At 66.0% G+C, this 14,078-nt stretch carries 9 protein-coding genes and 2 riboswitches; of the genes, 2 read left to right on the plus strand and 7 right to left on the minus strand.

Annotation, left to right across the window (positions count from 1 at the left end; all coding sequences use genetic code 11):
- Positions 1-86 precede the first annotated feature (86 nt).
- On the plus strand, positions 87-2,111 hold the full coding sequence (locus KHO49_RS18150; protein ID WP_213665570.1) for a hypothetical protein: 2,025 nt from the start codon (positions 87-89) through the stop codon (positions 2,109-2,111).
- A gap of 74 nt (positions 2,112-2,185) precedes the next feature.
- Here the strand turns inward: KHO49_RS18150 and KHO49_RS18155 are convergent, their stop codons facing one another.
- The 7 genes from KHO49_RS18155 to cobW form a co-directional block, all read right to left on the minus strand.
- Positions 2,186-2,923 (minus strand): copper chaperone, encoded by a 738-nt coding sequence (locus tag KHO49_RS18155; protein ID WP_213665571.1) that lies wholly within the window; start codon positions 2,921-2,923, stop codon positions 2,186-2,188.
- 5 nt (positions 2,924-2,928) lie between these two features.
- Entirely contained in the window at positions 2,929-4,503 is a 1,575-nt protein-coding gene (locus KHO49_RS18160; RefSeq protein WP_110596698.1) for a tyrosinase family protein, read from the minus strand.
- 133 nt (positions 4,504-4,636) lie between these two features.
- On the minus strand, positions 4,637-6,283 hold the full coding sequence (locus KHO49_RS18165) for a phospholipase D-like domain-containing protein (RefSeq protein ID WP_213665572.1): 1,647 nt from the start codon (positions 6,281-6,283) through the stop codon (positions 4,637-4,639).
- A gap of 231 nt (positions 6,284-6,514) precedes the next feature.
- Entirely contained in the window at positions 6,515-7,114 is a 600-nt protein-coding gene (locus KHO49_RS18170) for a vWA domain-containing protein (RefSeq protein ID WP_110596696.1), read from the minus strand.
- A 53-nt stretch (positions 7,115-7,167) separates the two neighbouring features.
- Positions 7,168-8,175: a magnesium chelatase ATPase subunit I gene (locus KHO49_RS18175; protein ID WP_213665573.1), complete on the minus strand. Its 1,008-nt coding sequence runs from the start codon at positions 8,173-8,175 to the stop codon at positions 7,168-7,170.
- A 154-nt stretch (positions 8,176-8,329) separates the two neighbouring features.
- Positions 8,330-12,103, minus strand: a complete 3,774-nt coding sequence (gene cobN, locus KHO49_RS18180) for a cobaltochelatase subunit CobN (RefSeq protein WP_213665574.1) — start codon at positions 12,101-12,103, stop codon at positions 8,330-8,332.
- Positions 12,104-12,106: 3 nt separating this feature from the next.
- The gene (gene cobW / locus KHO49_RS18185; RefSeq protein WP_102881550.1) at positions 12,107-13,177 is read right to left on the minus strand and encodes a cobalamin biosynthesis protein CobW; all 1,071 of its coding nucleotides are present in this window, start codon (positions 13,175-13,177) and stop codon (positions 12,107-12,109) included.
- 98 nt (positions 13,178-13,275) lie between these two features.
- A riboswitch (cobalamin riboswitch) is annotated at positions 13,276-13,487 on the minus strand.
- Between the two features lie 73 nt (positions 13,488-13,560).
- A riboswitch (cobalamin riboswitch) is annotated at positions 13,561-13,787 on the plus strand.
- Between the two features lie 97 nt (positions 13,788-13,884).
- Between cobW and KHO49_RS18190 the strand changes: the two genes are divergently transcribed.
- Positions 13,885-14,073, plus strand: a complete 189-nt coding sequence (locus KHO49_RS18190; protein ID WP_060839964.1) for a CbtB domain-containing protein — start codon at positions 13,885-13,887, stop codon at positions 14,071-14,073.
- The last annotated feature ends 5 nt before the right edge of the window (positions 14,074-14,078 follow it).

The following is a 14,078-nucleotide window of genomic DNA, read 5'->3' on the forward strand; positions in this document are numbered from 1 at the left end:
ACCCTCGCGCTGCAGGAGCCGGCTTGCCAGCCCACACCTCGGCAAGCCGGCTCCAACCCAGCGTTTCCTGCAAGGAGCAACACAGCATGGACGTCCCCTTCCTGCGCTCGACCCTGGCCGCCGGCCTGCTGCTGGCCAGCGCCAGCGCCCTGGCCCACACCATGAACCACGGCAGCGATGAACACAGTGGCGGCTTCACCCCGGTGCCGCCGGACACGCCCTACCTGCAAGTGCTGCACAAGTGCGTCAGCCCCCAGGACACCGAGGGCGACCAACTGCTCTCGGGCCTGGGCGGCACCCGTTACCCCCTGGTCAGCCTCAAGCAGCCGGAGCAGGTCCAGGCCTTCTACAGCCAGGGCATGGCCCTGCAATACGGTTTCAATTTCTCCGCGGCGATCCGCGCCTTCTACCAGGCCAGCCGCTTCGACGAAGGCTCGGCCATGCCCTATTGGGGCATCGCGCTGTCGGCCAACTCCAACATCAACAGTGTCGCCACCACCGGTTGCAACCAGTTGGCCTACCGCTCGGTTCAGATCGCCCTGGAGCACGCCAGCGCCCGGCTCAAGGACAGCGCCGCACAAGCCACCTTCAGCCAGCGTCAGCTGCAGCGCGAGGTGGACTACGCCAAGGCGCTGCTGAGCCTGTATAGCGAAAAGGACGGCCAGGTCAGCCTCAGCGATGAGGGCAACAAGCGCTACGCCGACGCCATGAAAAAACTGTCGGAAGACTACTTTGACGACCTGGATGCCGCGACCCTGTACGCCGACGCCCTGCTGAGCCGCGACCCGTGGAAATGGTGGGACGGCACCGAGGCCGTATCCAATCAGGTCAAGCCGACCGACGCCGCCTACGAGGCCCTGCAAGTGCTCAACCGGGTACTGGTCCAGGACCAGCAGCACACCGGGGCCAATCACTTCTACATCCACGCCATCGAGGAATCACCCTTCCCCGACAGCGGCCTGCCCATGGCCAATCGCTTCCGCGACCAGAACCCGGCCATCGGCCATCTGGTGCACATGGCCTCGCACATCTACCAGCGCACCGGCAACAACAACCTGGCCAGCGTGGCCAACTACACCGCGGTCTCGGTGGACCGCGCCTACGCCCATCAGGTCCAGCCGCAAAGCCCCTATGCCTTGCACTACCTGGGGCACAACATCCACTTCCTGACCTGGACCCTGTCCATCGAAGGCCGGCAGAACGAATCCATGAACATGGCCGAGGAACTGGTGGAAAACACCACCCGCTACGCGGCCGTGCCCTTCCTTTGCCAGCAGTACCCCGAAGAGCTCAAGACCAAGAGCGACTACTTCTACGCGGTGCCCTACTACTTCGCCGTGCGCTTCGAGGACTGGGACGCCCTGGCACGGATCGAACCGAAGATCGACGCCGGCCTGGCCACCCTCAACCAGACCTGCCGCGAGGCCAACCAGGGAACGGACAAGCCCTGGCAGGACTTGACCAAGCCCTACACCCAACTGATGAAGGCCTATGCCCTGGCGTACCGGCAACTGAGCGCCCAGAACCTGAACCAGGACCAGGCCCGTGATGCCCTCAAGGGTTTCTGGCAGGCCGTCGCCACCTCGCCCCAGCCCCTGACCGGCAAGGACGCCCTGCAATATGGCAACAATCCCGCGCTGCAGCTGCTGCGCATCGCCAACCTGACCCTGCTCGACCGCGCCCTGACCCGTGCCGCCGGCCCACTGGATCTCGCAGCCTTCAAAAACCTGGGCAACCAGGTATTCAACAACGCCAAAGAGGGCCTCAACGCTGACCTGCAGGCCCTGACCGGCGATGCCGGCCAGCAGCAGATTGCCGCCTGGCGCAAGGCGGTGGAGGTGCAAGACGCCCTGGCCTACAACGAGCCGCCGGACTGGTACTACACCCTGCGCGAGTCCCTGGGTTATGCCTTGCTGGCGCAGAAGCGCTATACCGAGGCGGAACAGGTGTTTCGTGAGGATCTGGCGGGCAACCGCCTCAGCGGCCGCTCCCTCAACGGCCTGAAGCTGAGCCTGGAAAACCAGCCCGGCAAACAGGTCCCGGCGTTGCTCGAGGAGCAACTGCAAACCGCCTGGCGCAATGCCACGGTGAGCCCGGCGCCGCGGTTGTAGGCCTGAGGCAAAGGCTACCAGGGGCGGGATCGCAACCGCGGGCGATCCTGCCCCTGGGCAACCTCAGACAACGACTAGGACAAACCCCGCGGATGACGAGGCCAGGGCCAGTACCAGCGCAAGCCCCGAGGCCGCAACAGGCGTTCGTAGAGCATCCACAGCATGCCCAGCAGCATCAGCGCCACATGCCCCTGCTCCAGCAGCACCGGCAACAGCATCAGCGGCCAGCAGGAACCTACGCACCAAGCCCCGGCGGACAGGCCAAAACCCAGGCAGTCCCTCAGATAGCCCAGGCCAAAGGCACAGATCCGCGGCTGCCGGTGGCACTGGTTCAGGCAATGTTGCTTGAACGGCGAGGCCTGCCAGACCAGGCACAACAGCAACACGGCGAAAAAACCCTGCCACGCACTCAGGCCGAACCACACCCGGACCGCCACCACCAGCCCCATCAGCACCACGCCTGCCAGGCTCCAGACCGCGCCGAAGCCCAGCACGAACAGGGCAACGCCCTGCCAACGCTTGCGCCGCAAGCTACGGTGCCAGACGTAGAGCAAGGGCTGCACCAACAGCAGTGGCAGCATGGCAAGCAGCATCAGCCACCAGCCCTGCAACAATTGCTGCGGTGGATTGAACAGCAACGCCTGCTCGATGCCCCGCCAGCCCAAGGCATAACCGGACAACGGCAGGCTGCCGCAGAACGCCGGAATCGACAGCATCGCCGTCGACCCCAGCAACCACCCCCACCCCACCAGGCTGATCAGCAGCAACCACGTCCGCGGGTTCTGGCCCAAGGGTCGCAGGCCACGTAGCACGCCCCTCAACCGCCCAGCCGGGTGAGGCTGACCCGCGCTACCGTGATCTGGTCCTCGGCAGGCACCGCCGCCCTGGACACCAGGCGGATATTCAACTGATCCGCCGAGGTGATGCCCCCCAGGTGCAGGGCATCGATGATATCGGTGATCTCGAACACCTCGGTGATGCCGTGCCCACCATGCTCGTGGTCGGTACGACTGGCATCGCTCACGCCGAACAACGACAAGACCCCGGCCCGCAGCTCCGGATGCTGAGCCGGATCGGCATCGGCCGGCAGGTTGACATAGACCTCCAGCAACACCGCATCGCTGTTGCCGCGAATATTCTCCAGGTTGAGAAATACCCGGTCCGGCGGCGTAAGGCTGGCCGCGAACAGGTTCGACTTCAGGCTGCTGAACACCTGTTGCGCGCCCTGCTTGTCCAGTTGCACTGAGGTCTGCACCGAGTGCCCGACGATTTCCAGCGGTGCGCGATTGGCGCCTATCACTTCTGTTTCCGGTTCCTTGGCCATCAATGCTCCGCTGGCGCTGAAGTTCTGCAATTGATCGGTTGCCAGCCCCAGGCGCTGCAAGCGCTGGTGCAGACGGTTGCCCTGGCTCTTGGCGGGAGCCGTGGTGTCGTATCGATAGTTGAGCCTGGGCGCCAGGGTATCGAGCACCTCCGCCACCTTGAATTTCCATGGTTCGCCATCGACCTGGGGCACGATAAAGGGCCGGCTCAGTTTGTCGGGGCCGTTGTACCAGTTGGACTTGTCGGGGTTGCTGTGCTCCTCGGGGCTGTCCAGCCAGACCTGCCACAAGCGGTCGATATTGGCATGATGCAGCCAGAAGATCGGGTCCAGCGCGGCGGTATTGGGATAGCTCATCAGGCCACGAACCGTATACCGAGAACCGTCGGGAGCGGTTCGCACCTGATCGCGGCCACCGACTTCGGTATGCACGACGTTGTGCGGGCACGACTCCAGGCCGCCTGTGACACCGCTTCTAAGCAGGGTTTTCGGGGTACCGCCAAAGCCGGGCGGGCTGCCTTCGCTGCCGCCCTCGTACCTCGGGTCGTCCAGACAGCCGAGACCGATCAGGCTGCCATCGAGCACGACGTTGCCGTCGCCCAAAAGGCCAAAGCGCTTTTCAACATACAGCGGGTTGGGCCCCTCATTGTTTGGCAGGGTCTTGGCGGCAAAGCATGCGGGCAGGTGCAGGGACTGCTGCCCCTCGTTGTAATTCCAGTAAGGCAGCGCCCAATCCTTGGGACCACCCAGCTGGACGACCACATCGCGGACGATCTGTTCGAAGGACGCCAGGTAACCGCGGTGCCAGGGCAGGAAGAACCAGTTGCCATGCTGGCACTGGTCCCAGTACAGCAGCTGTTCCGCTTCGTTGGGCAGTGCCTCACCGGCCTTGAGGTAGCCGTCCATCCTCCACCACGACTCGGAGAATCCGTGAATCGCCGCGAGGAATCGCCAACTGGTGCGATCGGTGATCGGGCGCTGGAGCAGGACGCCAACCGCCCTGGCATACCACAACAGGGTCGGGTCCCAATCGCCGCTCAATTTCCCTACATCACGCCGTATATAAACCATGATTTATCTCCCTGAAAAGGCTCCGTTGCGGAGGGAGCGCTCGCTCCGCTGGCAACGCTAGATCAGGTGATATCAATCTGCCTGCCCGCCCCCGGTAAAAGCGGACCGATGGCAGGCCGTTCGGCGGCTCGGTTCAGCGCCCGGAAAAACGCAGGCGCGACAGCTGGCGCAGGTCGCCTTCCAGGTAATAGTCATCGCTCCAGTGGTCGTCCACCGCCAGAGGCCGGACCTGCTTGAGGGCCAACTGCCTGGCGAAGTAGCGAAACCGGTAATGCTCATAGAAGCGCAGCAGTTCCAGGCCGTAGCGATCCGCCAGATCGGTGTCGCCACGGATGATCAGGTAGTTCTCGTCATTGCTCTGGCTGGCGCCGACGCTGAGGTTGTGGCTGCCGCTGATGATCACCGGAGCCTCGCTGGTGAAGTCGGTCACCAGCGCCTTGGTGTGCACCAGCAGGTTACCCCTCTGGCCCTTCAGCCCCTCCTTGAGCCAGCCTTCCAGGCCCTTGTTGAGCAAGGCGGTGGCGGCAAACTCAGCGGTGCGATCGGCGTGGAAGCCGGTGATGCGACTGGCCGTGTTTTGCAGGCCATAACGCAGCACATCGTCGTGGGGCTGGCCGAGCAAGGCGTCGAGAATCCTGTCGGGCAAGGCGAAGGCGGTGACGAACAGCAGGTCGCGGCGGGCGCCGTTGATGATGTCGACGAACTCACTGAGATCGCCCTGCCCCCTGCGCGGGGAAAAACCGGCGAACAGCGGTGCATCCGGCTGCATGGGATTGTCCTGGGTCAACCATTTGCGGGTGGCCCCCACGTCCGTCGGCGCCTGCCAGATCTGCTCGAACACCTGTAGATAGCGCCCGGCAATGTCCGGGTGATCGAGGCTGTGCAGCACATTGGCCTGGCGGTAGACCCCGTTGGCGGTGAAGTTGGTGCTGCCGCAGAGCACCGCTTCGGGCTGACGCTGGCCGGCGGCGTCGAGGCGGCTGAGGACGATGAACTTGTCATGGAAGATCCCGTGGGTCACCCGCCCACGTTTGCTGTGCTCGGGCAGGTGCTGCAGGCTGGCCTGATTCTGCGTGGTGTCGTCGTCCCCGGGGCCGGCGTGGTACAGCACCCGCACTTGCACGCCACGGTCGAAGGCGGCGTTGACCGCGTCAACAACGGCCTGCAACTGGTACTCGTAGATGGCGATGTCCAGGCTCCAGCTGGCATCCGTGGCGCGCTGGATAAACCCCAGAAGCGCCTCCAGCAGACCGTTTTCCAGCCATTGCCGCGGGGCGTCGGGCCAGGACTCGATGGGCAGTTTCTTGTTGTTGCTGAGCAACGCATCCAGTTCCGGAAACTTGCGCGAGAAGGCCTGGCTGGCGGCCACGGCACGGTTGAAGATCACCTGCTGCCCCGGCGGCTGGCCGTTGTCGGCGGTGATGCTCAGTTCCAGAGCCTCCCCCAGTTGCGGCGCATCGGGGCTGCCGTAGGCCAGATGCACCCGATAGTTGAGGGTGGTGCCGGGGCGGACCGCGTAGTCGGCCCAGCGAAACTTCTGCAGCGGCGCCTGATCGCTGGGGGTGGCGTTGAATTGGGGGAAGGTATGGGTCTTGCCGGGGAAGGTCAGGCTATTGAACAGAAACAGCCAGGGCTTGCTGCCGACCTGCTTCTCGATGGCGAAGCCCAGCAGCCCCTTGCGCCGTGACGCATCCAGATCCATGGCCAGCAACACCCCATTGGTCCCGGCATAGGCCTTGACCCGGAAATCGTCCTTATCGTTACGCACCAGTACCCGCATCGCTTCACTCCTGTGTTGGCGCTGGCAGTGTAGCCGCTGCCGCAGGCTGCGAACGGGCCCGAAGGGCTCGCAGGGGCAGACTCCGCGTTGTTTCTGGGAAGGATTGGGGGCCTTTGCGCCGACTGCGTCGGCGGTCGCAGCTTCGCAGGCTCAGCAGCGGCTACAGGGTTAGAGGGTTAGAGGGTTAGAGGGTTAGAGGGTTAGAGGGTTAGAGGGTTAGAGGGTTAAAGGCTACAGATCGAGGTGGTGGTAGGCGGCGTTGAGACGTGTCGCCAGTTCGCGGGCGCGGCCCAGGCGGATCGGGCCGCGTTCAATGTCGAGCAATAGGGTCGGGCAGTTCAGGGGCTGCAACAGCGGCAGGGTTTTCAGGCGGCCGTCGGTGATCAGCAGTACGCGCTGCTGTTCCGCCGGCAGGCGCCGCTGGCGCTGTTCCAGCCACTGGGCCGCTTCGCTCAGGGCTTGTGGCAAGGGCGTGCCGCCAGCAGCACCGAGGCCATCGAGCCAGTGCCGCAGGTCCTTGGAGGCTTTCAGGCCCTGGACCTGCCAGCTCGGTGCGCGGCCACTGGCGGTAAGCAGGGCCAGGCGCGCGCGCTGGCGGTAGGCGTCGTCGAACAGTTGTGCCAGCAAACCCTTGGCGTCACTCAGCGCGCTGTGGCGGCGGGTCGAGGCCGAGGCGTCGACGATCACCAGCCACAGTTCATGGGGCGCGCGGCTGCGCAGGCGAAACAGCAGGTCTTGGCGCAAGCGCGGCCGGCCCTTGAGCAAGGTGCCGGGCCAGTTGATGGAACCGGCGCGGGCCTCGCGGCCTTTGCCTTGCCGGCCATGATCCAGGTGCCCCGCCCGGGGCTTGGCATCCGCCCCCCGATCAGTGCGGGGACGAATGCCTAGGGCTTTTTTGGCCAGCTGGGCACTTCACGCCGGGCGCCGGTGGGCAACGCCTGGGCCGGCATTTCGCCCCATTGGCCCTGGCCTTCACTGGGGTTGGCGTTGGCTGACGCCGGCGTCTGGGGGCTGGACTCCGATTGCGGCGCACTGGGCGCCGTCTCTCGGCGGCGGTGGCGCAAGGCAAACTCGGCGACCGCGTCGATGTCTTGCTCGGTGATGGCGCTGGCACCGCGCCAGGCGGCGTGGGCCCGGGCGGCTCGCAACCACACCAGGTCGGCGCGCAGGCCGTCGACGCCTGCAGCGAAGCAACGCTCGGTGATCAGCTCCAGGGACAGGTCATCGAGGGCGATGGCCGGCAGCAGTGCTCGGGCCTGTTGGCAACGCTCGCGCAACGCCGTTTGCGCCTCGCCCCATTGGCCGCAGAAGCCCTGGGGATCGCTGTCGAAATCCAGGCGCCGGCGGATGATCTGCCCGCGCTCCTGCGGCGCGGGCTGGCCGCTCAAGGCGACGTTGAGGCCGAAGCGGTCCAGCAGTTGCGGACGCAGTTCGCCCTCTTCCGGGTTCATGGTGCCGATCAGTACGAACTTCGCCGAATGGCGATGGGAAATACCGTCGCGCTCGATCAGGTTGGTGCCGCTGGCGGCCACGTCCAGCAGCAGGTCCACCAGGTGATCGGGCAGCAGGTTGACTTCATCGACATAGAGCACACCACCGTCGGCCTTGGCCAGAACCCCCGGTGAGAACTGCGCCCGGCCTTCGCCCAGGGCGGCGTCCAGATCCAGGGTGCCCACCAGGCGCTCTTCGGTGGCGCCCAGGGGCAAGGTGACGAACTGGCCGCTGGCCAAGAGATCGGCCAGGCCCCGCGCCAGGGTCGACTTGGCCATGCCCCGCGGACCCTCGATCAGCACACCGCCGATCTTCGGGTCGATGGCGGTCAGGCACAGGGCCAGTTTCAGGCTTTCGGCGCCGACCACGGCGGACAGCGGAAAATGGGGGGTGTCGCTCATGTCGGGGTCTCGCTCAAGGGTTGTGCAAACATCAGGGGGTGGCCGCTGCTACAAGTTGCGATCGGCACCGCAGAGCCGTCGCGAAGAGGTTCGGGGCGGTCGCACGTGACGTCGACGTCGGCGGCGTTCGCAGCCTGCAGCAGCGGCTACAGGCTCAGCTGTCTTCTTCAATATCCAGCAACAGGTGCTCCAGGGCTTCACGATAATCGCCGGGCTCTTGCCACAGGCCGCGCTGCTGGGCTTCCAGCAGGCGCTCGGTCATGTCGCGCAGGGCGTGGGGATTATGCTGGCGGACGAACTCGCGGGTCGAGTCGTCCAGCAGGTAGGCGTCTGCCAGCAAGGCGTACTGGTGATCGTCGATCAGCTCGGTGGTGGCGTCGAAGGCGAACAGGTTGTCCAGGGTCGCGGCCATTTCAAAGGCGCCCTTGTAGCCATGGCGCTTGACCCCTTCGATCCACTTCGGATTGGCCGCCCGGGAGCGGATCACCCGGTTCAGTTCTTCCTTGAGGGTGCGGATCTTCGGCAGGTCCGGCTGGCTGTGGTCGCCGTGGTAGCTGGCAGCCTTGGCCCCGCTGAGGCTTTCCACCGCGGCCAACATGCCACCCTGGAACTGGTAGTAGTCGTTGGAATCCAGCAGGTCGTGCTCGCGGTTGTCCTGGTTCTGCAACACCGCCTGCACCTGGCTCAGGCGGGTGGCGAACTGCTCGCGGGCGGCGGTGCCTTCGTCGTTGCCGCCATAGGCATAGCCGCCCCAGTTCAGGTAGACCTCGGCCAGGTCCTCGCGGCTCTGCCACAGGCGACCGTCGATGGCACCCTGGACCCCGGCGCCATAGGCCCCGGGCTTGGCGCCGAAGATCCGCCAGCCGGCCTGACGCGCGGCCGCGTCCTGCTCCAGGCCGGAGGCGATCAAGGCCTCGCGCTCGGCGCGAACCCTGGCCGCCAGGGGGTTCATGTCCTCAGGCTCATCGAGGGCCGCCACCGCTTGCACCGCTGCGTCGAACAGGCGGATCAGGTTGGCGAAGGCGTCGCGGAAGAACCCGGACACCCGCAGGGTCACGTCGACCCGAGGCCGGTCCAGCAGGCTAAGGGGCAGGATCTCGAAATCGTCCACCCGCTGGCTGCCGGTGGCCCACACCGGGCGCACGCCCATCAGGGCCATGGCCTGGGCAATGTCGTCGCCGCCGGTGCGCATGGTGGCCGTGCCCCAGACCGACAGGCCCAGTTGCAACAGGTGATCGCCGTGGTCCTGCAGGTGGCGTTCGAGAATCAGGTTCGCCGACTGGAAACCGATGCGCCAGGCGGTGGTGGTGGGCAGGTTACGCACGTCCACCGAATAAAAGTTGCGCCCGGTGGGCAGCACGTCCAGACGCCCGCGGCTGGGTGCACCGCTGGGTCCGGCGGGGACGAAACGGCCGTTCAAGGCGTCCAGCAGACCACGCATTTCCGCCGGGCCGCATGCGTCCAGGCGCGGCGCGACCACTTCGCGCAAGGCGTCGATGATGACCCGTACCGGCTCCCAGCCCGGCTCATCCAACTGCGCCACCGAGCCCTGGAGCGCGGCTTCGATCAGTGCTGCGGCGTACAGTTCCAGGCGTTCGCGCACATCGCCCGCCGTGCGCCACAAGGCATCGCTGAGCTGTCGCAACGGCTGCGGGCGGCGCCCGGTCCAGGGTTCGGCCAGGGCGCAGTCCAGCGGATCGAAGCCCAGGTCGAAGGCCTTGGCCAAGGCCCGCAGCAGACTGGCATGGGCGCCCTTGCCATCGCCCCGGGGAATGCGCAGCAGGGCCAGCAGGGTGTCGATGCGCAGTCGGCCGTCGGGGGATTCGCCGAACACGTGCAGGCCATCGCGGATCTGCGATTCCTTGAGGTCGCACAGGTAAGTGTCCAGGCGCGGCAGCCAGATCGCCGCGTCGGCGTCGCTGTCCAGCTGTTCGCCCAGTTGCAACTCACGGTCGATGTGGGTCTCGCGCACCAGTTGCAGGATGTCCCGTTGCAGCTCGCGGGCACGACGTGGGTCCAGCAGCTGGGCTTCGTAGTACTCGTCCGCCAGCAGCTCCAGGTTACGCAGCGGACCGTAGGTTTCGGCACGGGTCAGGGGCGGCATCAGGTGGTCGATGATCACTGCCTGGGTGCGGCGCTTGGCCTGGGCGCCCTCCCCCGGGTCGTTGACGATGAACGGGTAGATGTTCGGCAGCGGCCCCAGCAACGCATCCGGCCAGCAGTTCTCCGAGAGGCCGACACCCTTGCCCGGCAGCCATTCCAGGTTGCCATGCTTGCCGACGTGGATCAGCGCATGGGCGCCGTAGGTCTGGCGCAGCCAGAAGTAGAACGCCAGGTAGCCGTGGGGCGGCACCAGGTCCGGGTCGTGGTAGACCGCGCTGGGGTCCACCTGATAACCCCGGGCCGGCTGGATGCCGACAAAGGTCAGGCCAAAGCGCAGGCCGGCGATCATCATCCGCCCGTCGCGGAACATCGGGTCTTGCTGCGGTGCGCCCCAGCGCTGCAGCACCGCCTCGCGGTTGGCGGCGGGCAGGGCCTGGAACATCAGCGCGTAGTCGTCCAGGGCCAGGCTTTGCTGACACGGGCGTTGGTCGAGGCTGTCCAGGTCATTGCTGACCCCGCCCAGCAGTTGCCGGATCAGCTCGCTGCCACTGGCGGGCAACTCGGCCGGCAGCGGGTAGCCTTCGGCGTGCAGGGCCTTGAGGATGTTCAGCGCCGCAGCCGGAGTGTCCAGGCCGACGCCGTTGCCGATGCGCCCGTCGCGGGTCGGGTAGTTGGCCAGCACCAGGGCGATGCGCTTGTGGCCGTTGTCCAGGCGCCTCAGCTCGACCCAGCGCCGGGCCAGTTCGGCAACAAAGTCCATGCGCTCGGGCTGGCCGCGATAGCAGACCACGTCCGACTGGCTGCGCTCGCTGCGCCAGGCCAGGTCCTTGAAGCTGATGGGCCGGCTGATGATGCGCCCGTCCAGTTCCGGCAAGGCGATGTGCATGGCCAGGTCCCGCGGGCCCAGGCCTTGCTCGCTGTCGCGCCAGCCGGGTTCGTTGTCCTGGGCGCAGATGGCCTGGATCACCGGAATGTTGCGGCGGAACGGCCGCAGGTGCGGGGCTTCGGGGCTGGACTGGGCAAAGCCGGTGGTGTTGAGGATCACCCCGGCCGCGGTTGCCTCCAGCCACTCTTCCACCTGGCTCAGGCAGCCGGGCTCCTTGAGGCTGGCCACGGCGATCGGCAAGGGGTTGAGCCCCGCCGCCTGCAAGCGCTGGCAGAACAGGTCGATAAAGCCGGTGTTGGCCGCCTGCAGGTGGGAGCGGTAGAACAACAGCGCCGCCACTGCTTGCCCTTGCTGCCAATCGGCCTGCCAGTCGCTGAGAGTGGCCTGGCTCTTGTGCGGGTGGTAAATCGCCGTGCGTGGCAGGGTCTGCGGCTCGCTCCAGGGATAGTCGCGCCCCAGCAGGCCGCTGGCCAGGCAGCGGTAGAAATTCAGCGCGTTGTCGCGCCCGCCCTGGCGCAGGAACTGCCACAGGCGATCGCGCTCGACGGGGCCCACGGTGCTCAGGTCGCTGAGCTCCGGGTCCGGACGATCGTCCCCCGGCACCAGAATCAGCTGCACCCCGCGCTGGGACAGCTCCACCAGCCGCTCGACGCCGTAACGCCAGTAGCCGATGCCGCCGTGCAGGGAAATCAGGATCACCTTGGCGTGGCGCAGCACCTGGTCCACATACAGATCCACCGAAGCGTGGTTCTGCACCTGCATCGGGTTGGCCAGGCGAAAGCTGGGGTAATCCTCGGGCAACTGCTCGGCGGCATCCGCCAGCAGCGCCAGGCTGGAGTCGCCGCTGCACAGGATCACCAGCTCGGCGGGGGTTTGTCCAAGGTCGGCAATGTTGTCATCCGACACGAAACCGCCGGGCTGGGTCCTGAGCAGGTGCATGGCTTACACGCTGAGGGCGGCGCGCAGTTGCGCTTCGAGTTGGGCGGCGTCCAGTTCCTGGCCGATCAGTACCAGGCGCGTGGTCCGGGCTTCGTCAGCGCCCCACTTGCGGTCGAAGTGCTTGTCGAAGCGCGTGCCCACGCCCTGGATCAGCAAACGCATCGGCTTGTTGGGGATCGCGGCAAAGCCCTTGACCCGCAGGATGCCGTGCTTGACCACCAGCTGGGTCAGGGCGTCCAGCAGCAGGCTTTCGTCGGCCTGGGGCAGTTCGATGGAGATGGAGTCGAAGGCGTCGTGATCGTGATCGTCGTGGTCGTCGTCACCGTCGTGGTGGTGATCGTGGTGGCTGTGGCGACCGTCGATGTGTTCCTCGGAGCCGGCACCCAGGCCCAGCAATACGTCCAGGGGCAGGCGGCCGCTGCTGGCTTCGATGACCTTGACCGCCGGCGGCAGCTCTTCGGCCACTTCCAGGCGGACCTTGGCCAGGTCTTCGGGGTTGATCAGGTCGGTCTTGTTGAGGATTACCAGGTCGGCGCTGGACAGCTGGTCGGCGAACAGCTCGTGCAGCGGCGATTCGTGGTCCAGGTTGGGGTCGAGCTTGCGCTGGGCGTCCACTTGATCGGGGAACGCGGCAAAGGTGCCGGCGGCCACGGCCGGGCTGTCGACCACGGTGATCACCGCGTCGACGGTGCAGGCGCTGCGGATTTCCGGCCACTGGAAGGCCTGGACCAGGGGCTTGGGCAAGGCCAGGCCGGAGGTTTCGATAAGGATGTGGTCCAGGTCGCCACGGCGCGCCACCAGTTCGCGCATCACCGGGAAGAACTCTTCCTGCACGGTGCAGCACAGGCAGCCGTTGGCCAGCTCATAGACCCGGCCGCTGGCCTCTTCCTCGGTGCAGCCGATGGAGCATTGCTTGAGGATCTCGCCGTCGATGCCCAACTCGCCGAACTCGTTGACGATCACCGCGATGCGCCGGCCCTGGGCGTTGTCCAGCATGTGCCGCAGCAAGGTGGTCTTACCCGAGCCAAGGAAGCCGGTGACGATGGTGACGGGAAGTTTGGCCAGTGTTTTCATCGGATGCCCCTTGGCAAAGGTGGCGGGCATACGGGACGAGAGCCGCAGCGCAGAGGCGCGCGGAGATTTCGCCACCGGATCACCCCGCCCGGTTGTAGTGAGAATCTGGGATCGAGGCAGGTCTCCTGGCTGGGGGCTTGCCAGTCATTGGACTGGCGGTTTCTGCGCCTTCCCGCAGGCGTTACGAACGCCAATGCAGTGGCCTTGCAGAAATGAAACCCTTCACAGTTGCGGGGGCAGCCGCGGCATCGACCGCGTTCCCTTCTTAGCTTCGACCGCTGGCCGAAGAACCTCGAAGGCGCAAGGCTACGCAGAGCGCGGGGGACGGTCAATCGGCAATACACCGGCATCCGCAATTGACGACGTTACCCCGCCCATGATTTGCTACGCGCCTTGTTACGGGTGCCCTTCACAGGGTGAAACGGGAAACCGGTGAATCACGTGCTTTACTAAAAAGTCGTGACCAGTCCGGTGCTGCCCCCGCAACGGTAAGCGAGCGAAGTGTCAGATCCACTGTGCCAAGGCATGGGAAGGCGACACTTGTCGGCACGGCATGACACATGCCCTGCCCCTCGCAAGCCCGGAGACCGGCCCGCAACACACACATAACAAACCCGCGGTGGGCGGGCGCTGTTGCAAACCCTGCGTGCTCCTCACGCGGGGTTTTCCTGCGCTCCTCCCCCGCCGACACTCCAAAGGGAAGCGCCATGTCGATCATCAGCAGCACCAGCCACTCCGCCAGCAGCACCTCCACCCTGAGCCAGCGCCTGGTGGCCGCCATCGGCGCTTCGCTGCTGGGCGCCTGCCTGGTGTACTTCGCCGGTTTCTCCCATATCGAAGCGGTGCACAACGCCGCCCACGACACTCGTCACAGCGCTGCTTTCCCTTGCCACTGAGACCT

It is taken from the genome of Pseudomonas sp. RC4D1 (assembly GCF_018390395.1).
Classification (GTDB): Bacteria; Pseudomonadota; Gammaproteobacteria; order Pseudomonadales; family Pseudomonadaceae; genus Aquipseudomonas; species Aquipseudomonas danubii.